Genomic DNA, 18,201 nt, shown 5'->3' on the forward strand with positions numbered 1-18,201 from the left:
AATCGCTTGCAGCTTGAAGCTGACCCTCCCCCGGAGGGGCTTGAATGAGCTATGTGATTGACCGACGCTTGAACGGCAAGAACAAGAGTACGGTAAACCGCCAACGCTTTCTGCGGCGCTACAAGTCGCACATCAAGAAAGCTGTTGAACAGGCGGTGGGCCGGCGCTCGATTACCGATATGGATCACGGCGAGCAAATCAGTATCCCCGGCCGTGACATCGACGAACCCATTTTTCATCACGGCCAGGGCGGACGTCAGACCCGTGTGCACCCGGGCAACCGGGAATTCACCTCTGGCGATCAGATCGCGCGGCCTCAGGGCGGTGGTGGCCAGGGGGGCACCCAGGCCAGCAACAGCGGCGAGGGTGAAGATGACTTCGTATTCCAGATCACTCAGGACGAGTTTCTCGATTTCATGTTCGAGGATCTGGCACTGCCAAATCTGATCAAGCGTCACCTGGCGGGCACCGACACCTTCAAACCCGTTCGCGCCGGCATTTCGCAGCAGGGCAACCCGTCGCGTATCAACATTGTTCGCTCCATGCGAGCCGCCCATGCCAGGCGCATTGCGCTCAGCGGCGGCAGTCGTTCTCGGCTGCGCCTGGCCATGCGTGAACTGGAACAGCTGAAGCTCACCCAACCGGACAACCTCGACGACATCAAGGCATTGGAGGAAGAGATCCATGCACTGCGGCGTCGGGTGGCGCGTATTCCGTTCCTCGACACCTTCGACCTGCGCTATAACCTGATCACCAAGGTCCCGCATCCCAGTTCCAAAGCCGTAATGTTCTGCCTGATGGACGTCTCCGGCTCAATGACCCAGGCCACCAAGGACCTGGCCAAGCGCTTCTACATCCTGCTGTATCTGTTCCTGCAACGGAACTACGAGCGCATCGAGGTGGTGTTCATCCGGCACCACACCAGCGCCAAGGAAGTCGACGAAGAAGAGTTCTTCTATTCCCGGGAGACCGGCGGCACCATCGTCTCCAGCGCGCTGCGCCTGATGCAGCAGATTGTTCAGGACCGCTACTCACCCAATGAATGGAATATCTACTGCGCGCAGGCCTCTGATGGTGACAACTGGAACGACGATTCGCCGATCTGCCGCGACCTGCTGATCAACGAGATCATGCCGGCCATGCAGTACTACTGCTACGTAGAAATCACGCCTCGTGAACATCAGGCGCTGTGGTATGAATATGAACAGGTCGCGGCGAAGTTTCCGGAGAGCTTCGCGCAGCAACAGATTGTCGGTGCCGGTGATATCTATCCGGTGTTCCGTAATCTGTTCCAGAAGAGGATGGCCTCATGAACCGGCAACCTATTTCCACCGGCTCGGAATGGACCTTCGACCTGATCCGCGACTACGACAAAGAAATCGGCCGTATCGCCCATGATGTCTACGGTCTGGAGACCTATCCGAACCAGATCGAAGTGATTACCGCCGAGCAGATGATGGATGCCTACGCCTCGGTCGGCATGCCGCTGGGCTACCACCACTGGTCCTATGGTAAACACTTCCTGCACACCGAAAAAAACTACACCCGCGGCCAGATGGGCCTGGCCTACGAGATCGTAATCAACTCCGATCCCTGCATTGCCTATCTGATGGAAGAGAACACCATGACCATGCAGGCGCTGGTCATTGCCCACGCCTGTTACGGTCACAATTCCTTCTTCAAGGGCAATTACCTGTTCAAAACCTGGACCGACGCCAGCGCCATCGTCGACTACCTGGTATTCGCCAAACAGTACATTTCGCGCTGCGAAGAACGGCACGGCATCGACGCGGTGGAGGACCTGTTGGATTCCTGCCACGCCCTGATGAATTACGGTGTAGACCGGTACAAGCGGCCCTACCCGATCTCCGCCGAAGAAGAACGCCGGCGGCTGATCGAGCGCGAAGAACATATGCAGCGGCAGGTCAACGACCTGTGGCGCACCATTCCGGTCAATCCCAACCAGGCTGACGAGCAGCACGAGGAGCCCCGCTACCCCAGCGAGCCGCAGGAAAACCTGTTGTATTTCATCGAGAAGAACGCGCCGCTGCTCGAGCCCTGGCAGCGCGAAGTTATCCGGATTGTGCGCAAGATTGCCCAGTATTTCTATCCGCAGCGCCAGACTCAGGTCATGAATGAGGGCTGGGCCACCTTCTGGCATTACACGCTGCTCAATCACCTGTATGACGAAGGCAAGGTAACTGACGGCTTCATGATGGAGTTCCTGCAATCACATACCAGCGTTATCTATCAGCCGCCTTTCGACAGCAACTGGTACAGCGGTATCAATCCCTACACGCTGGGCTTCGCCATGATGCAGGACATTCGGCGCATCTGCGAACACCCGACCGAAGAGGACCGGCGCTGGTTCCCGGACATCGCCGGAAGCGACTGGCTGGAAACCATCAAGTTCGCCATGCGCACCTTCAAGGATGAGAGTTTCATCCTGCAGTTCCTGTCGCCCAAGGTAATTCGGGATCTCAAGCTGTTCGCGGTGGTCGATGACGACAAGCGCGACTACCTGGAGATTGCCGCCATTCATGACGATGAAGGCTACCGGGTGGTGCGCGAATACCTTGCGGCCCAGTACAACCTGGGCAACCGTGAGCCGAACATTCAGGTGTGGGAAGTGGACCGGCGCGGCGATCGATCACTGAGCCTTCGTCATCAGCGCCATGAAGGCAAACCACTGGGCGAAACCACGGATGAAATGCTGCGCCACCTGCACCGACTCTGGGGCTTTGATATTCATCTGCAAAGTCTTGATGGCGATACCGTGGTCGGCGAGGCGCACATACCGCCCCGCCCCTCCAGGGATGAGGAACGGCTACCGCGTTTCGACATGAACATTCCGCCGATCTGAGCGCAGCGGGGATAACCTCAACCCGGGCGAAGGTCTTCCCGTGGTCTGGCCGCACAAAATGCCTTAGAGTCGCGGCATGACAAAACACTTCACCAAATATCTGGTTGGCGGCGCCGTGCGTGACAAGTTGCTCGGCAGAGCCGTGACCGAACGCGACTGGGTTGTTGTCGGCGCCACGCCGGAGATGATGCAACAGGCGGGCTTTCGGCCCGTCGGCCAGGACTTTCCGGTCTTCCTTGAGCCTGGCTCGGGTGAGGAATATGCCCTCGCCCGCACCGAGCGCAAGAGCGGCCGCGGCTACGGCGGTTTTACCTTCCATACCAGCCCCGATGTCACCATCGAAGAAGACCTGATACGTCGCGACCTCACGGTTAACGCCATGGCCCAGGCCGAAGACGGCACACTGATCGATCCTTACGGCGGACAAAAAGATCTCGAGGCGCGCCTTCTGCGCCACGTCTCGCCGGCCTTCGCCGAAGATCCTTTGCGAGTGCTCCGTGTTGCGCGCTTCGCTGCCCGTTATGCAGGCCTGGGATTCACCGTGGCCGACGAAACCCGCGAGCTGATGCGTCAGTTGGCCACCTCCGGCGAGCTCGAGGCATTGACCGCCGAGCGCAGCTGGAAAGAAATCAGCCGGGCCGTGATGGAGCCGTATCCCGAGGTATTCATTCAGGTGTTGCGTGCCTGTGGCGCGCTGGAAAAGCTTTTCCCCGAGCTCGATCGGCTGTTCGACAACTCACTCCCCAAGCCGGCCGGCAGTGTAGGTAATCGACTACTGGATCGGTTGCGCATTGCCGCCGGTATGCAAATCCCGCTGCCTGGCCGCTGGGCATGTCTGCTGCTGGATATCGGGAAGGACTCGTCGCCGCCAAACAACGCCCACGCTCTGGTGAAGCGAGTGAATCAGCGCTGCAAGGCGCCCCGTGATTGTCAGGATCTGGCCCTGCTCGCCTGTGATTACCTGTCATCCATTCATGGCGCCATAGCGTTGCCGGCGGACGAGTTGATGCAGCTGTTCAAGTCCGTGGACATCTACCGCAGACCTGAGCGCTTCGAAGAGCTGCTATCGGTGGGTGAAGCGGATGCCAGGGCATTAGTCAGCCCCGATACCCCGGCTTACCCGCAGGCTGAATATCTTCGCGCAGCAGCCGATACGGCGCGCCAGGTAGGTATTCAGCCCTTGCTCGATCAGGGCTTTCAGGGGGCCGAACTGGGCGCAGCGCTGGATCGCGAACGCAGCCGCGCGCTGGGGGCGTACCAGCGAGCGTTTGTCACCCGCTGAACTGAAGGACTAGAGCGCCCGGGAAGGCCGATGCGTCTCGATCAACTCGACCGGCGTCAATGCGCGGCCGTGCCACTCAAAGGGCACAGGCCAAAGGGACTGGTCGCCCTGCCAGCCAGCCCATAGCTCGGCGTAGCGTTGATCCGTGCCGGGCATGACGGCGTGGGGCGCGAGCAACGCCAAGGGCCAGAGCACGAAAGCGTTGCGCGCGGTTTCACGGCGGGGCAACAGGATGCCGTCGTGAACCCCGGTCAGGCTGCCGTAAACCAGAATATCAATATCCAGCGTCACCCGTCCCGGCACGCTGGTTTCCCGGCGACCGCAGGCCGCCTCGATTGCTTTCAAAGCCGCCTGCAGGTCGGCCAGCGGCAGGTGCGTGTCGGCGCCCACCACCATATTGAAGAAACGCCGTCCCAGTACGCCTACCGCATCGCTTTCAAAAACCGGCGACAGGTCAAGCGGACCCAGCAACTGCTCAAGCGCATCCAGACCGCGCGTCAGGTGACTGTCACGATCAAGATTGCTGCCAACGCCCAGAAACACTGCGCTCATGGACGCTGAGCGCCGCGCTCAATCAGCACGCCCACCCCGCCAGCCGCCTCAGCCACTGCGCCCGGCTTGTTGATCCGCAAGCGCAACCAGGGCACCGAGAATTCAGCCATGATTACTGCCGCCAGCCGCTCCGCCAGGGTCTCGACCAGTGCGAAGCTGCTCGCCGATACGTAGTCGGTGATCCGCTGGCTGACGGCGGCGTAGTTCAGGGTCGCCTCGAGATCATCATTGAGGGCGGCGGCAGAAATGTCCCAGCCCATGTCCAGATCGATAATCAGGCGCTGACGTATATCGCGCTCCCAGTCGTAGACGCCAATCACCGCGTCCACGGCCAGGCCGTTGATGAATATCTGGTCCACTGAAGACTCCACTATCGACTACACTCTGGTTTTCGTCATGACTCAGCGCCATGTCCGTCGAATTCCCGATACTACTTATCGCTGCCTACCTGCTCGGCTCGGTGTCCTTCGCCGTGCTGTTCAGCCGACTGGGACAGCTACCCGATCCGCGAGATATCGGATCCGGCAATCCTGGGGCCAGCAACATGCTGCGCCTGGGTAATCGTCCGCTGGCCTTTGCCACCCTGATCTGCGATATCGGCAAGGGCGCATTGGCCGTCTGGCTGGCAGCGCGCTGTGAGCTCGGCCTGTTCGCCCAGGGACTGATCGGACTGGCGGCCGTCACCGGCCATATCCTGCCTGTCTATCACCATTTTCGCGGCGGTAAAGGGGTCGCCACCGCAGCGGGGGTCATGCTCATGCTGTCATGGCCTGCGGCGCTGCTCGCCGCCACACTGTGGCTGGCAACCTTCAGTGTGGAACGCATCGCGTCGCTGGCGTCACTGGTGGCCAGTATAGGCCTGCTTCCCTGGCTCGCCTGGCACGTGCCCGAATTACTCGGCCCGGTCGGCCTGATGGTCGGTGTGATATTACTGCGTCACCGACTGAATATAGGCCGCCTGCTCGACGGCACGGAAAACCGCTTCAAACGTTAGGGTCTGTTCCCGTTTCATCACGAGCCGCGATGAAACGGGAACAGACCTTAAAGCGGTGGCAACTGATCCATCGGCCAGCGCGCCCGCGCTTCGATACCGCCCTGATCACACTGACCTGCTCTCAAGCGCTGCCAACCAGCATAGGCGATCATTGCGCCGTTATCCGTACAGAACGCTGGGCGGGCGTAGAAGAGTTCGCCACGCAGTCCGGCAGCCATATGCTGCAGCGAGTCGCGCAGGTGAGCATTGGCACTGACTCCGCCGGCAATCACCAGCCGTTTCAGCCCGGTACTCTTCAGCGCACGGCGACACTTGATGGTCAGCGTATCCACCACCGCCTGCTCGAAGGCCAGGGCAATATCGCAGCGGGTCTGTTGCGAGTCGTCACCCCCGCGCACGGTTTTCTGCCAGGCATTCAGGGTAGCCGTTTTCAGACCACTGAAACTGAAATCCAGGCCTGGCCGGTCGGTCATCGGGCGGGGAAACACAAAGCGTCCGGCCTGACCTGACTGCGCCAGGCGGGCGATCTCAGGCCCGCCGGGATACGGCAGACCCATGAGTTTGGCGGTCTTGTCGAAAGCCTCACCCGCTGCATCGTCCAGGGACTCACCGAGCAATTCATACTGGCCAATACCGTCGACCCGGACCAACTGCGTATGCCCGCCCGATACCAGGAGCGCAACAAAGGGAAACTCCGGGGGGTGTTCTTCGAGCATGGGAGCCAGCAAGTGTCCTTCCATGTGGTGCACGCCCAGCGCAGGCACCTGCCAGGCGAAGGCCAGCGCGCGGGCACAGGCGCCGCCCACCAGCAAGGCACCGACCAGCCCTGGCCCGGCAGTGTAGGCCACCCCGTCAACATCGCCATGGGCAATGCCAGCGCGCTCGAAGACCTCTCGCATGAGGGGGACCAGGCGCTTCACGTGATCACGCGATGCCAGTTCCGGGACTACGCCGCCATAGACGCGGTGCAGGTCGATCTGGCTGAACAGAGCGTCAGCCAGCAGCCCGCGCTCGCTGTCATACAGCGCAACGCCGGTTTCATCGCAGGAAGTTTCGATACCCAGGACACGCATAAACAACCCAGCCAGAGGAGAATCAGGCGCGCATGATAATCTTCACGCCCGTCTCCGGCCAGCCTTTCCAGCCCAACCGCGCTGACTGGCTCAGCGCATATCCGCGAAGCGATGCGGCTCTGCAGCCAACGCCAGCCCGGCGCCACCAGGACCCACATAGATATTACTGGTGACATTGGCGGGCGACGCCAACAGCGTGACGTCATGCTCTTTGCAGGTCTGAACCAGCCGATCGAAGCCCGGCAACTGATAGATTTCGTGCTCCTCCATGCCGGCGCTGAACACCACGAAAGGCGACAACAGTCCGCGCCGTATGCGTGCACAGGCATAGTCGATCATGCGCTCGACCGCCGCTTCGAAGCTGCGACCGCGAAAAACCGGTCCACCGCCCTCACCCGAACCCGCGCCCCAGAGCAAGGGGGTGATCTTAAGATGCTTGGCCAGGAAGGCCTGCAGCGCAGAAACGCTCCTGTCACCGCGCTCCCTGCCGCGCCGCCGAATGTATTCCAGATCACGCGGGATTGCGCAGCCATAAATGTGCTGGGTGAAATTACCGACCTCCTCACGCAACTCGTTCTTGCCGATCCCCTGATTGATCAGATGGACAGTGTGCGCAGCAAGCAGGCCCTGCCCCGAAAAGAAGGTCTTGCTGTTCACCACGCGCATCGAGAACTTGCCGCTCAGCCCAGCCGCCTGACGATGGGGCCGGTAGCTCGCGATGATCCGGTGCATCGCCGCAATCGCGTTCCGGTAGATGTCGCTGCGGTCTTCGGCGATGGTCTCAAGGAATGCAAAATCGTACTGGTTGACGATCTTGTCCATGAACAGGTTATAGATCTGATCGACCGTATAGGCTTCGGTCGTGGCCTGATGGCCTAACTGCATAGAACCACTGTCGTAGAAGCGGCGTGTTGTCTCTGGATCGTGATCATCGACGAAGGTATGACCATCGACCTTGACCGTCACAGGCAGGATGAAGATGTTGTTTTCCTTGATAAAGGAATAGGGCAACTCACAGGCAGAATCGACAATCAAACCTACACGCATGGGAACACTCCATTGTTTGCGATAAGCGCGCTTGATCCGCCGACTTTCTTCCCTATGCAGCGGCCGTCTCATTCTTATGCCGTATACCGATATAATTCAAGGCTTCTCGCCACTACACAGCGATCAGCACAGATCCTCATTGCCGCACCGTTGGAAACAAGCCAATCACCCTTTGCTTTTCCATTATGAAGGCGGTAACATCCGGTCCCCTTGAAATGCATTCGCTAAAGGCATCTGCCAGCAGCGTTGTAATGTACACTCACAGCACAGTTTCTTAGAAAGGTACGAAATGCCTGCCGTCAAAGTAAAAGAGAACGAACCCTTCGACGTGGCCCTGCGTCGTTTCAAGCGCTCCTGCGAAAAAGCTGGTGTGCTGGCCGAAGTCCGCCGCCGCGAGTTTTATGAGAAGCCTACTACCGAACGCAAGCGCAAAGCCGCAGCGGCCGTTAAGCGTCACGCCAAGAAGTTGCAACGTGAGCACCGCCGTCACGAGCGACTGTACTGAGTTTAGCCGTTTGACCTGTCGGGCCTGATCCTGGGCCCTGCGAATGTACGCCTTCTGGTGAGGCATTCAACAGGCAACATTAGAAGCTGAGCACGCATGTCCGGCCATCCAGGATTCTGGAGTTGGCTGGATTTTTGCGTTCCCTGTTATAGTGTTTCTTCCCCGGTTCGCGATCACGTTGACCGGAGCGCAGCCGCTCAGTATCTCGCAGGGCAAGCTTGAATGGCCGGATTGATCCCACAAGGATTCATCGATGATTTGCTTGGACGATCCGATATCGTCGAGGTGGTCGGCTCACGCCTGAAACTGAAGAAAACCGGCAAGAACTATTCTGCGCTCTGCCCCTTCCACGATGAGAAGTCGCCGTCGTTCAGCGTCAGTCCGGACAAACAGTTTTACTACTGTTTCGGTTGCGGGGCCGGCGGTAATGCAGTCAGCTTTATCATGGACTTCGAGCGCCTGGAGTTTCCCCAGGCGGTTGAAGAGCTAGCAGGCAACCTCGGCGTCGAAGTACCTCGCGAGGAGCGCAACGGTCGCTCGCAAGAGCCCCGCGCCCCGCGCCAGGACAGCCCGCTTTACGCTTTGCTGGAACAGGCGGCAGCCTATTACCGGCAGCAGCTGCGCAAGCATCCGCAGCGCCAGCGCGCAGTGACCTATCTGAAGCAGCGCGGTCTGTCGGGCCAGATTGCCAAGCTGTATGACATCGGTTTCGCCCCGCCCGGCTGGGACAACCTGATGGGGCATCTGGCGACCGACACCACCGAGCAGAAAGCGCTGATCGAGGCCGGCCTGGTCGTAGAGAATGCCGACAGCGGCAAACGCTATGACCGCTTCCGAGACCGCATTACCTTTCCCATCCGCGACAGCCGTGGACGGGTCATCGGCTTTGGCGGCCGCGTACTGGGCGACGACAAACCGAAGTATCTGAATTCACCTGAAACGCCGGTGTTTCACAAAGGCCGCGAACTCTACGGTCTGTACGAGGCCCGTCGGCAGAACCGCCAGCTCGACGACATCCTGGTGGTCGAAGGCTACATGGACGTGATCGCCCTGGCGCAGCACGGCATTTCCAACGCCGTCGCAACCCTGGGAACCGCCACCAGCGAGGAACATCTCAAGCGTCTGTTTCGCATCGTGAACAGCGTGGTGTTCTGCTTTGATGGTGACAATGCCGGGCGTCAGGCCGCCTGGCGCGCCCTGACCTGCTGCCTGCCAGCACTGGAAGACGGGCGTCACGTGCGCTTCATGTTTCTTCCGGAGGGCCAGGATCCCGATAGTCTGGTGCGCAACGAAGGCCAGGACGGCTTCCGCGCGCGCATGGCGCAGCAGTCTGTGACACTGACCGATTATCTGTTTCGTCATCTCGCCGAACAGGCCAATCCGGACAGCCTTGAAGGCAAGGCACACCTCGCCAGCCTGGCTTTGCCGCTGATCGAGCAGGTGCCGGGAACGCTGCTCCGACGCCTGCTGAAACAATCGCTGGAAGCACGCACCGGCATGGATCTGGAGGCACTGCCGCCAGCACCGCCGGTCGCCGAGAATCAGCGATTCGACTCAGCCCCCTCAAGCTCGTGGGCCGATCAGCCGATACCCGATTTATCACCACGCGGCAGCTATCGCAAGCGCTCGGCACCTGCACCCAAGTCCAGTGGTGTGGAGAATCCGCTACTAAACGCAGCAAGGACGCTGCTGCATCATCCGCACCTTGCCGGCCTGGTCGATCGGGCCAGTCAGTTCGCAAATGAGGATGAAGATGAAGCGCTTTTGCTTGTGGCGCTGGTGGATGCTCTGCAAAAGAATCCAGCGCTGACTACAATTCAATTGTTGGCGCGCTGGCACGGAACAGCACTGGGAGACCAGCTGAACCAGCTCGCAGAAAAGGAATGGTTATTAAATATTCCCAGCGCCAACCTTGAACAACAGTATTTTGACACCATTAATAACTTGCTGGCACGGCAGACCGATCGCCAGATTCAGAAGCTCCTCGACAAATCGGCGATTTCGCCGCTCACTCCCGAGGAAAAACAGCAGCTACGAGACCTTTTAAATAGTCGTAAAACGTCGACTTCCGCCAAGTAACACGGCGGCCAAGTGGCGTTCAAGACTAAAATAAAGGTATAATCCGCAGCTTACTTTTTTGCACACCAAGGCATCCAAGGGTTGTTATGTCCGGAAAAGCGCAACAGCAATCCCGTCTCAAAGAGCTCATCGCCCGCGGTCGCGAGCAGGGCTATTTGACCTATGCGGAAGTCAACGACCACCTCCCGGAAGAGATCGCCGATCCGGAGCAGGTCGAAGACATCATTCGCATGATCAACGACATGGGGATCACGGTTTACGAGGCCGCACCCGATGCCGATGCCCTGCTCCTGGCAGATAACGACGCCGACGAATCCGCCGCCGAAGAGGCCGCCGCCGCGCTGGCCGCTGTCGAAAGCGATATCGGCCGCACCACTGACCCGGTGCGCATGTACATGCGCGAAATGGGTACGGTGGAACTGCTGACTCGTGAAGGCGAGATCGAAATTGCCAAACGCATCGAGGAAGGCATTCGTGAAGTCATGTCTGCCATTTCGATGTTCCCCGGCACCGTCGACGGCATTCTTGCCGACTACCATCGCGTAGTTGAGGAAGGCGGGCGTCTGACCGAGATCTTCAATGGCTACATCGATCCGGACGACGACGGCATGTCCGCGACCGGCGCCGCAGTAGCCCCTGCGCCGGCTGCCAAACCTAAGGCAGACGAGAAGTCCGACGACGAAGAAGAAGAAGCAGACGACGATACGGCTGAAGAGGAAGGCGATGGCGGTCCGGATCCGGAAGTAGCGCGTCTACGCTTCACCGCCATCGGCGATCAACTGGCCAAGGTCAAGAAAGCGCTGAAGAAGCATGGCCGCGGTAGCCAGGAAGTCACCGACGAACTGGAAACGCTCGCCACGCTGTTCATGCCGATCAAACTGGTGCCTAAGCAGTACGAAGCACTGGTTAGACGCGTACGTAGCACTCAGGATCAGATCCGCGCCCAGGAACGCGCCATCATGCAGCTCTGCGTGCGTGATGCCCGCATGCCCCGCGCTGATTTCCTGCGAGGCTTTCCCGGCAACGAGACCAATGAGCAGTGGGTTGATAGCCTGCTGGCCGATAAACCGCGCTATGCCGAGGCACTTGAAGCGGTCAAGCCGGAAGTCATCCGTGCGCAGAAGAAACTTGCTGCCATGGAACAAGAGGTCGAGCTCACGCTGTCCGAGGTCAAGGACATCAACCGTCGCATGTCGATCGGTGAAGCCCGTGCGCGTCGCGCCAAGAAGGAAATGGTCGAGGCCAACCTGCGTCTGGTTATCTCGATCGCCAAGAAATATACCAACCGCGGCCTGCAGTTCCTCGATCTTATTCAGGAAGGCAACATCGGCCTGATGAAGGCGGTGGACAAGTTTGAATACCGTCGCGGTTACAAGTTCTCGACCTATGCCACTTGGTGGATCCGTCAGGCGATCACCCGGTCTATCGCAGACCAGGCGCGCACCATCCGTATTCCGGTGCACATGATCGAAACCATCAACAAGCTGAACCGCATCTCGCGGCAGATGCTTCAGGAAATGGGTCGCGAACCCACCCCTGAAGAACTGGGCGAACGGATGGAAATGCCTGAGGACAAGATCCGCAAGGTACTGAAGATCGCCAAAGAGCCGATCTCCATGGAAACACCGATCGGCGACGATGAAGACTCCCATCTGGGCGACTTCATCGAAGACGGCGCCATGGAATCACCGATTGACTCGGCGACGGTCGAAAGCCTGAAGGAAGCGACCCGCGACGTCCTCTCCGGACTGACTGCACGGGAAGCCAAGGTTCTGCGCATGCGCTTCGGCATCGACATGAATACCGACCACACGCTGGAAGAGGTCGGTAAGCAGTTCGACGTCACCCGCGAGCGGATCCGGCAGATCGAAGCCAAGGCCCTGCGCAAGCTGCGTCATCCGACGCGCAGCGACCACCTGCGCAGCTTCCTCGACGAGTAAGCAGCTGCACTAACGAAACGCCCGGCTCGCCGGGCGTTTTCCGTTGTGGAACAGCTATTTAACTGTCGTAACGCCAAGCTATAGCCACCCGCCACATCAATCCGTATAATTCCCCGGCCGTTGCACTATCAGTGGGCCTATAGCTCAGTTGGTCAGAGCAGTCGACTCATAATCGATTGGTCGTAGGTTCAAGTCCTACTGGGCCCACCATTCTCTTCTGTACCTCAAGTTCTGTTCTTTGAACCATAGTCTGTCCGTTTTGGCCAAACTTTGGTAAGAATAAATACTTCTTCTGGCCAGCACCCGCTGCATGCTCAGGCTTCCGCAGAGCCATGCCGCCAAGCTGCCCGATCATCCGAAGCCTATGCTCTCACGGCCACCCAGACGCAAAGCCAGCCTGCAGACAGTTGCCGCCTACGCCCGGCTGTTCCGCCTCGACATGTAGTGGTCAACTAAAGATCCCAGTGCAGAGTCATATACGCTTGGAAGATGGCCAGCGCCTTGATCCGTTTAGCTTCCGCACGCTGTGCTGGCGGCAACCACTGAGCAAGCCAGGGTGGCGGCTGGCGGTCTGGATACAGCAGGCAAACCTACACAGCGAGAACTTCTTATTTTCTAGCCGGTTGCATAGCTCAGATCATCTTTTTACCAGACAGTACGCACGGATCGTCAAAGTATGGGTCGCTGCCATTGGGCTTGATCCGGGCCTGTATGGCACTCACACGGTGTGTCGCACCAAAGCTTCTAGGACGAAGAACCTAAGGGCGATCCAGCTTCTTCTCGGCCATAGCAAGCTTGAAAGCACCGTCAGATACCTGGGAATTGAGGTCGATGACGGTTTAGAAATGGCGGAGCAGAACGAGGTCTGACCCTGAATAGCGACCGCTGAAGCTAGGCCGTCGCAATTCGGCTAAAAATAAGCCGTTGGTTGCGGCCGTGGAGAGATTAGGTTGTGACTACAAAACAAGGGGCGATTCAGCTATTCCCCTGAAGTCCGTGAACGTGCTGTGCGCATGGTTCTGGAGAACCTGAAGGACTACCCCTCCGAATGGGCAGCCATCGAATCCATTGCGCCCAAGATTGGCTGTGTCCCCCAGACGCTGCATGGCTGGATACGCAAACACCAGACTGATATTGGCCACCGCCCCGGCCAGACGACCGAGGAACGAGAACGCATCAAGGCTCTGGAACGCGAGAACCGGGAACTGCGCAAAGCGAACGAGATTCTGCGCCTGGCCAGTGCGTATTTTGCCCAGGCGGAGCTCGACCGCCGCAACAAACCCTGAACGCCTTCGTTGACGAGTACCGTGACCGCTACGGAGTCGAGTCGATCTGTCGGGTAATCCAGATCGCTCCGTCCGGTTATTACGTGCATGCAGCCAAAGCCCGTCAACCCGAACTGCGAAGCGCTCGTGCCAAACAGGACGAGCTGTTGAGCGATAAAATCCAGCGAGTCTGGGATGACAACATGCAGTGCTATGGCGTCGTGAAAGTCTGGAAGCAACTCAAGCGTGAGAGCATTGATATTGCTCGCTGCACGGTACAGCGGCTGATGCGTCAACTGGGCCTGCAGGGCGTTCGTCGCGGTCATGTGATCCGCACCACCATCCCGAATGAGAACGCGATTTGTCCGCTGGATAGGGTCCAACGCCAGTTCCATGCGGATCGACCCAATCAGCTATGGGTGTCCGACTTTACTTATGTTTCAACGTGGCAAGGCTGGCTCTACGTCGCCTTCGTGGTCGATGTATTTGCCCGGCGTATCGTTGGCTGGCGGGTGAGCAACAGCATGCGAACAGACTTCGTTCTGGATGCCCTGGAGCAAGCGCTGCACGCTCGACAGCCGAGCCGTATGGACGGCCTGATACACCGGGTTCTACCCCGCTAACACGGACGGTTTTAAAAGAGCCGAAAACTTCAGATCTTGCTGAGCAACTCTACGACGCATTCGTGGGTTATGAAACCGCTCAATATAGTCGAACAGATCCGCTCGCGCTTCATCAAGTGTCCGGTACGATTGATGAGCAACACGCTCGCGCTTGAGTTGGCCGAAGAAGCCCTCACAAGCCGCGTTATCGCCACAATGGCCAACGGCACTCATGCTGCAAACCAGCGTGTTTCGGCTCAGAAAGCGCTGATAGTCGACGCTGGTAAATTGGCTTCCCCTGTCAGAATGTAAAATGACCGACCAGTTACCCTGACGCTGCCAAATCGCCATCTCCACTGCCCGGATGACCATCTGCCTATCTTGGCGATGATGCATCGACCAGCCAATCACTAGCTTGCTGTACAGATCCAGCACTACACACAGGAAGAGCTTGCCCTCCAGCGTGGCTATCTCCGTGATATCCGTGACCCATTTGCGCTCCGGCTCCAAGGCATTGAAGTCGCGTTCCAGTAGATTTTCCACACCTGCTGGGCGGCCAGACGTTACTCGGCCAAAGCCACGTCTCTTCCTGCGCGGCCAACCTTGAATTTGCTCTGCGGCCATCAAGCGAGCAACACGGTTCAGGCTGGCGGTTTCACCTTCGAATAGGAGATCCTCGTGCATGCGAGGCGCACCTATTGCACCGCGGCTATCCTCATGGATCTCACGAATACGCTTTATCAGGCGCGCATTATCCTGAGCGCGTGGGCTTGGCTCACGATCTTGCCAGTCGTAATAGCCACTGGCAGACACCTTCAAACAACGGCACATCAGTCGGACTGGGTACTCGTTGCGGCAGCGCTGGATCACCGAGTACCGTTCGATGATTCCCTGGCAAAGTACGCTGCCGCGTCTTTTAAAAAATCACGTTCCTTCGTCACTCGGGCCAGCTCGCGCTTGAGGCGGGCAAGTTCTTCATCTCGCGGGTTGCCTGCCAATGCTTACACCAAGGCCAAACCGTGCAACAGCTCGGTCTGGTCCTTGTGAAAAGTTGCGCTTCCAGCAATTAAATCTGCGCCCACATACCAAGCTCAGTAGATTGATGCTTGCGCAGTTCTAGCGGGCAATGTTTTCCATTGCATGCAGTCTAGAACTGCTCGGCATTCAACAGGTAGAGAGTTTCACTGCCAGCCTTGACCGATGCACTCAGTGAATAAATACGCGGCAACAAGCGTGCAAAGTAGAAGCGTGCGGTGCCCAGTTTGCTGGCATAGAACTCGTCCTGCGACTCTTTACCGAGGGAGGCTTTAGCCATCAACGCCCACATATAAGCATAGGCGGTGTAGCCAAATACATGCAAATACTCGACCGAGGCTGCACCGATTTCGTTTGCGTCAGCCTTGGCCCGCTCCAACAGATCGGCGGTTAAGTTCTCCAAGTTAGCGATGGCTTCTTTCAGAGGTACGGTAAACTCACTCAACGAGCTACCACTAGAGTCAATAAACATTATTATCTCCTCTGCAAAGTGCTGGTAGAAAGCGCCGTCGCTGCCGATTACCTTGCGAGCGACCAAGTCCAAGGCCTGGATGCCATTGGTACCTTCGTAGATCTGGGTGATTCGCACATCGCGTACAAGCTGTTCCTGACCCCATTCGCGGATAAAACCATGGCCGCCCAACACCTGCTGACCATGAATCGTGGTTTCCAGACCCATATCAGTCAGAAAAGCCTTGGCTACTGGCGTAAGTATGGCTACCAGTTCCTCGGCACGCTTGCTTACGACGGGGTCCTCACTGAACTTTGCGGCATCCAATTGTATAGCTACATAGCTGGAGAAGGCCCGACCGCCCTCGTTCAACGCTTTCATGGTTAAAAGCATACGTCGCACGTCGGGGTGAACGATGATTGGATCGGCTATCTCATCCTTTGCCACCAGGTTGCCCGGAGCTCGCCCCTGCAGACGCTCCCGAGCATACGCAACAGCATTTTGGTAGGAACGCTCCCCAGCTGCCAGGCCCTGTATACCGACCCCCAAACGCTCGTAGTTCATCATGGTGAACATCGCTGCCAACCCCTTGTTTGCTTCACCGACCAACCACCCAGTGGCTCCGTCGAAGTGCATCACGCAGGTTGCTGAGGCTTTGATCCCCATTTTGTCTTCAATCGAACCACAGCTCACCGTATTCCGCTCACCCAAGGAACCGTCCGCATTCACCAGAAACTTGGGCACCAGAAATAGCGAGATACCCTTGGAGCCAGCCGGAGCATTAGGCAGCTTGGCCAGCACCAGATGAATGATGTTCTCGGTAAGATCGTGCTCACCACCGGTGATAAAGATCTTGGTGCCGCTGATCTCGTAGCTGCCGTCAACTTGGGGCTCGGCCCTACTACGGATGGTGCCCAAGTCGGAGCCTGCATGCGCCTCGGTTAGGCACATGGAGCCGGCCCAAGTACCTGCATACATATTTGGTAGATACTTCTGCTTCAGTTCTTCGCTGGCATGGGTATTGATTGCCAGGCAAGCACCCGCTGTTAACATCGGGTACAGACCGAACGATAGGCTGGAGGCATGCATCATCTCCTCTACCTGGGCAGAAATAGCCTTTGGCATACCCAGGCCGCCATATGCCGGATCTCCCCCGACACCAACCCAGCCGCCTTCGGCATAGGTCTGATATGCCTTACGAAAGCCGACTGGCGTCAATACCATCCCATCGTTCCAGCGGCAACCTTCCTCGTCGCTCATTCGATTCAGTGGGGCGATGCAATTCCCGGTTATCTTGGCCGCTTCCTCCAAGATTGCTTCAGCAGTTTGCTCATCCACAGTATCTGAGAGCAACTGCAGAGTCTGCCAAAGTCGTGGCACAGAAAATACCTCATTCAGTACAAAGCGCATATCGCGCAACGGTGCTTGGTAGTCAACCATAAAGAAAAACCTCGCAAAGAAGATATTCAAGTTACCCGTGCTTGACATCTAGCGTGAATAAAAAAAGGCCCAAAGCACATGTCAGTGGGCCGAAAGCCACCCAAACGGAAATGGGGGTATGCAGTGGAGCTCAGTTGCCGCTATGAAGCGCGTCGGTCAACATAGGAACTGCGTCGAACAGGTCAGCTACCAAACCGTAATCGGCGACTTGGAAAATCGGCGCCTCGGAATCTTTGTTGATCGCCACGATGACTTTTGAGTCCTTCATTCCAGCCAGATGTTGGATGGCCCCGGAGACCCCGATAGCGATGTAGAGCTGTGGCGCGACTATCTTGCCAGTCTGGCCTACTTGGCAATCGTTGGGCGCGTAGCCCGCATCCACCGCCGCCCGACTGGCGCCCAGCGCGGCACCGAGCTGATCGGCCAAAGGTTCAAGCAGACGCTGATAATCTTCACTGCTGCCCAGGCCCCGCCCACCGGAAACCACCACCTTCGCACCGCCGAGCTCGGGCCGTTCGGACTTGTTTAACTCCCGCCCGATTAGACTTGATAGCCCCACATCAGTGCCTGCGGATATGGCTTCAATCGCAGCGGAGCCCGAGGTATCCACAGCATTAAAAGCGGTAGCGCGGACTGTAATGACCTTCAAGACATCAGCCGATCGGACGGTAACCAGCACATTACCCGCATAGGTTGGCCGGATAAAAGTATCAGGCGATTCGATGCCAACGATTTCAGAAATAGGGGCAACATCCAGCAAGGCCGCTACCCGCGGCAACGCGCTCTTGCCGAGGGAGCTAGCGGGCGCCAGGATGTGACTATAATCGGATGCGATGGACACGACCAGCGCCGTCAGATTCTCGGCGAGCTGCGCCTCATGGTGGGGAGCGTCTGCTATCAGTACTTTTTGTACGCCGTCAAGCCTTGCAGCAGCCGTCGCGACCGACGCACAGTCGCTCCCGGCTACCAGCACATGAATATCACTACCAAGATTGATGGCCGCCGCGACAGTGTTGAAGGTAGAGGCCTTGAGGGAGGCATTGTCATGCTCAGCGATTACCAGAATGGTCATG

13 protein-coding genes, 1 tRNA gene, 3 pseudogenes and 1 other annotated feature are annotated in these 18,201 nt (G+C 58.1%); of the genes and pseudogenes, 10 read left to right on the top strand and 7 right to left on the bottom strand.

Going from position 1 to position 18,201, the window contains the following annotated elements:
- Positions 1-44: 44 nt before the first annotated feature.
- The 3 genes from FHK95_RS13540 (at position 45) to FHK95_RS13550 (ending at position 4,145) form a co-directional block, all read left to right on the top strand.
- Positions 45-1,313, top strand: a complete 1,269-nt coding sequence (locus tag FHK95_RS13540) for a YeaH/YhbH family protein (protein ID WP_150305170.1) — start codon at positions 45-47, stop codon at positions 1,311-1,313.
- Positions 1,310-2,863 carry a SpoVR family protein gene (locus FHK95_RS13545; protein ID WP_150305171.1) on the top strand — a complete coding sequence of 518 codons (1,554 nt, stop codon included), beginning with the start codon at positions 1,310-1,312 and terminating at the stop codon, positions 2,861-2,863. Before FHK95_RS13540 ends, FHK95_RS13545 begins: the two co-directional genes overlap by 4 nt.
- Before the next feature lie 76 nt (positions 2,864-2,939).
- Complete coding sequence (locus FHK95_RS13550; protein ID WP_150305172.1) at positions 2,940-4,145, top strand: multifunctional CCA addition/repair protein; 1,206 nt, start codon at positions 2,940-2,942, stop codon at positions 4,143-4,145.
- A gap of 9 nt (positions 4,146-4,154) precedes the next feature.
- Here the strand turns inward: FHK95_RS13550 and folK are convergent, their stop codons facing one another.
- Both folK and folB read right to left on the bottom strand, forming a co-directional pair.
- On the bottom strand, positions 4,155-4,697 hold the full coding sequence (folK, locus tag FHK95_RS13555) for a 2-amino-4-hydroxy-6-hydroxymethyldihydropteridine diphosphokinase (protein WP_150305173.1): 543 nt from the start codon (positions 4,695-4,697) through the stop codon (positions 4,155-4,157).
- The gene (gene folB / locus FHK95_RS13560; RefSeq protein ID WP_150305174.1) at positions 4,694-5,056 is read right to left on the bottom strand and encodes a dihydroneopterin aldolase; all 363 of its coding nucleotides are present in this window, start codon (positions 5,054-5,056) and stop codon (positions 4,694-4,696) included. The genes folK and folB overlap by 4 nt, the downstream gene beginning before the upstream one ends.
- Positions 5,057-5,106: 50 nt before the next feature.
- Between folB and plsY the strand changes: the two genes are divergently transcribed.
- The gene (gene plsY, locus FHK95_RS13565) at positions 5,107-5,691 is read left to right on the top strand and encodes a glycerol-3-phosphate 1-O-acyltransferase PlsY (RefSeq protein ID WP_150305175.1); all 585 of its coding nucleotides are present in this window, start codon (positions 5,107-5,109) and stop codon (positions 5,689-5,691) included.
- Between the two features lie 47 nt (positions 5,692-5,738).
- Here plsY and tsaD read toward each other — a convergent pair whose 3' ends face one another.
- Together tsaD and FHK95_RS13575 are read right to left on the bottom strand one after the other, a co-directional pair.
- The gene (gene tsaD / locus FHK95_RS13570) at positions 5,739-6,764 is read right to left on the bottom strand and encodes a tRNA (adenosine(37)-N6)-threonylcarbamoyltransferase complex transferase subunit TsaD (RefSeq protein ID WP_150305176.1); all 1,026 of its coding nucleotides are present in this window, start codon (positions 6,762-6,764) and stop codon (positions 5,739-5,741) included.
- Between the two features lie 90 nt (positions 6,765-6,854).
- Positions 6,855-7,811 carry a DegV family protein gene (locus FHK95_RS13575; protein ID WP_150305177.1) on the bottom strand — a complete coding sequence of 319 codons (957 nt, stop codon included), beginning with the start codon at positions 7,809-7,811 and terminating at the stop codon, positions 6,855-6,857.
- A gap of 289 nt (positions 7,812-8,100) precedes the next feature.
- Between FHK95_RS13575 and rpsU the strand changes: the two genes are divergently transcribed.
- The 6 genes and pseudogenes from rpsU to FHK95_RS13605 form a co-directional block, all read left to right on the top strand.
- Entirely contained in the window at positions 8,101-8,316 is a 216-nt protein-coding gene (rpsU, locus tag FHK95_RS13580; protein ID WP_150305178.1) for a 30S ribosomal protein S21, read from the top strand.
- Between the two features lie 222 nt (positions 8,317-8,538).
- The gene (gene dnaG / locus FHK95_RS13585; RefSeq protein WP_150305179.1) at positions 8,539-10,395 is read left to right on the top strand and encodes a DNA primase; all 1,857 of its coding nucleotides are present in this window, start codon (positions 8,539-8,541) and stop codon (positions 10,393-10,395) included.
- Positions 10,396-10,481: 86 nt separating this feature from the next.
- Complete coding sequence (gene rpoD, locus FHK95_RS13590) at positions 10,482-12,335, top strand: RNA polymerase sigma factor RpoD (RefSeq protein ID WP_150305180.1); 1,854 nt, start codon at positions 10,482-10,484, stop codon at positions 12,333-12,335.
- A 133-nt stretch (positions 12,336-12,468) separates the two neighbouring features.
- Positions 12,469-12,545, top strand: a tRNA-Ile gene (locus tag FHK95_RS13595).
- A 353-nt stretch (positions 12,546-12,898) separates the two neighbouring features.
- A pseudogene (locus FHK95_RS13600) lies at positions 12,899-13,204 on the top strand (integrase); the annotation flags it as partial.
- 144 nt (positions 13,205-13,348) lie between these two features.
- Positions 13,349-14,205 (top strand): annotated as a pseudogene (locus FHK95_RS13605) (IS3 family transposase); the annotation flags it as partial.
- Positions 13,576-13,692 (top strand) — a sequence feature (AL1L pseudoknot). Its footprint overlaps the pseudogene before it by 117 nt.
- A gap of 6 nt (positions 14,206-14,211) precedes the next feature.
- On the opposite strand, the pseudogene FHK95_RS13610 reads toward FHK95_RS13605, so the two are convergent.
- The 3 genes and pseudogenes from FHK95_RS13610 to FHK95_RS13620 form a co-directional block, all read right to left on the bottom strand.
- Positions 14,212-15,197: pseudogene (locus tag FHK95_RS13610) on the bottom strand (IS3 family transposase); the annotation flags it as partial.
- Positions 15,198-15,349: 152 nt separating this feature from the next.
- Positions 15,350-17,128 (bottom strand): acyl-CoA dehydrogenase C-terminal domain-containing protein, encoded by a 1,779-nt coding sequence (locus FHK95_RS13615; protein WP_150305181.1) that lies wholly within the window; start codon positions 17,126-17,128, stop codon positions 15,350-15,352.
- A gap of 130 nt (positions 17,129-17,258) precedes the next feature.
- Positions 17,259-18,200 carry an electron transfer flavoprotein subunit alpha/FixB family protein gene (locus FHK95_RS13620; protein ID WP_150305182.1) on the bottom strand — a complete coding sequence of 314 codons (942 nt, stop codon included), beginning with the start codon at positions 18,198-18,200 and terminating at the stop codon, positions 17,259-17,261.
- Position 18,201 lies beyond the last annotated feature (1 nt).

This window comes from Pseudomonas saliphila, from assembly GCF_008638345.1.
Lineage (GTDB): Bacteria > Pseudomonadota > Gammaproteobacteria > Pseudomonadales > Pseudomonadaceae > Halopseudomonas > Halopseudomonas saliphila.

What these genes read in the sequence shown, in the direction of transcription:
- FHK95_RS13540 (WP_150305170.1), top strand. Translation starts at nt 45, where the DNA reads ATGAGCTATGTGATTGACCGACGCTTGAACGGCAAGAACAAGAGTACG.
- FHK95_RS13545 (WP_150305171.1), top strand. Translation starts at nt 1,310, where the DNA reads ATGAACCGGCAACCTATTTCCACCGGCTCGGAATGGACCTTCGACCTG.
- FHK95_RS13550 (WP_150305172.1), top strand. Translation starts at nt 2,940, where the DNA reads ATGACAAAACACTTCACCAAATATCTGGTTGGCGGCGCCGTGCGTGAC.
- folK (WP_150305173.1), bottom strand. Translation starts at nt 4,697, where the DNA reads ATGAGCGCAGTGTTTCTGGGCGTTGGCAGCAATCTTGATCGTGACAGT.
- plsY (WP_150305175.1), top strand. Translation starts at nt 5,107, where the DNA reads ATGTCCGTCGAATTCCCGATACTACTTATCGCTGCCTACCTGCTCGGC.
- tsaD (WP_150305176.1), bottom strand. Translation starts at nt 6,764, where the DNA reads ATGCGTGTCCTGGGTATCGAAACTTCCTGCGATGAAACCGGCGTTGCG.
- FHK95_RS13575 (WP_150305177.1), bottom strand. Translation starts at nt 7,811, where the DNA reads ATGCGTGTAGGTTTGATTGTCGATTCTGCCTGTGAGTTGCCCTATTCC.
- rpsU (WP_150305178.1), top strand. Translation starts at nt 8,101, where the DNA reads ATGCCTGCCGTCAAAGTAAAAGAGAACGAACCCTTCGACGTGGCCCTG.
- dnaG (WP_150305179.1), top strand. Translation starts at nt 8,539, where the DNA reads ATGGCCGGATTGATCCCACAAGGATTCATCGATGATTTGCTTGGACGA.
- rpoD (WP_150305180.1), top strand. Translation starts at nt 10,482, where the DNA reads ATGTCCGGAAAAGCGCAACAGCAATCCCGTCTCAAAGAGCTCATCGCC.
- FHK95_RS13615 (WP_150305181.1), bottom strand. Translation starts at nt 17,128, where the DNA reads ATGGTTGACTACCAAGCACCGTTGCGCGATATGCGCTTTGTACTGAAT.
- FHK95_RS13620 (WP_150305182.1), bottom strand. Translation starts at nt 18,200, where the DNA reads ATGACCATTCTGGTAATCGCTGAGCATGACAATGCCTCCCTCAAGGCC.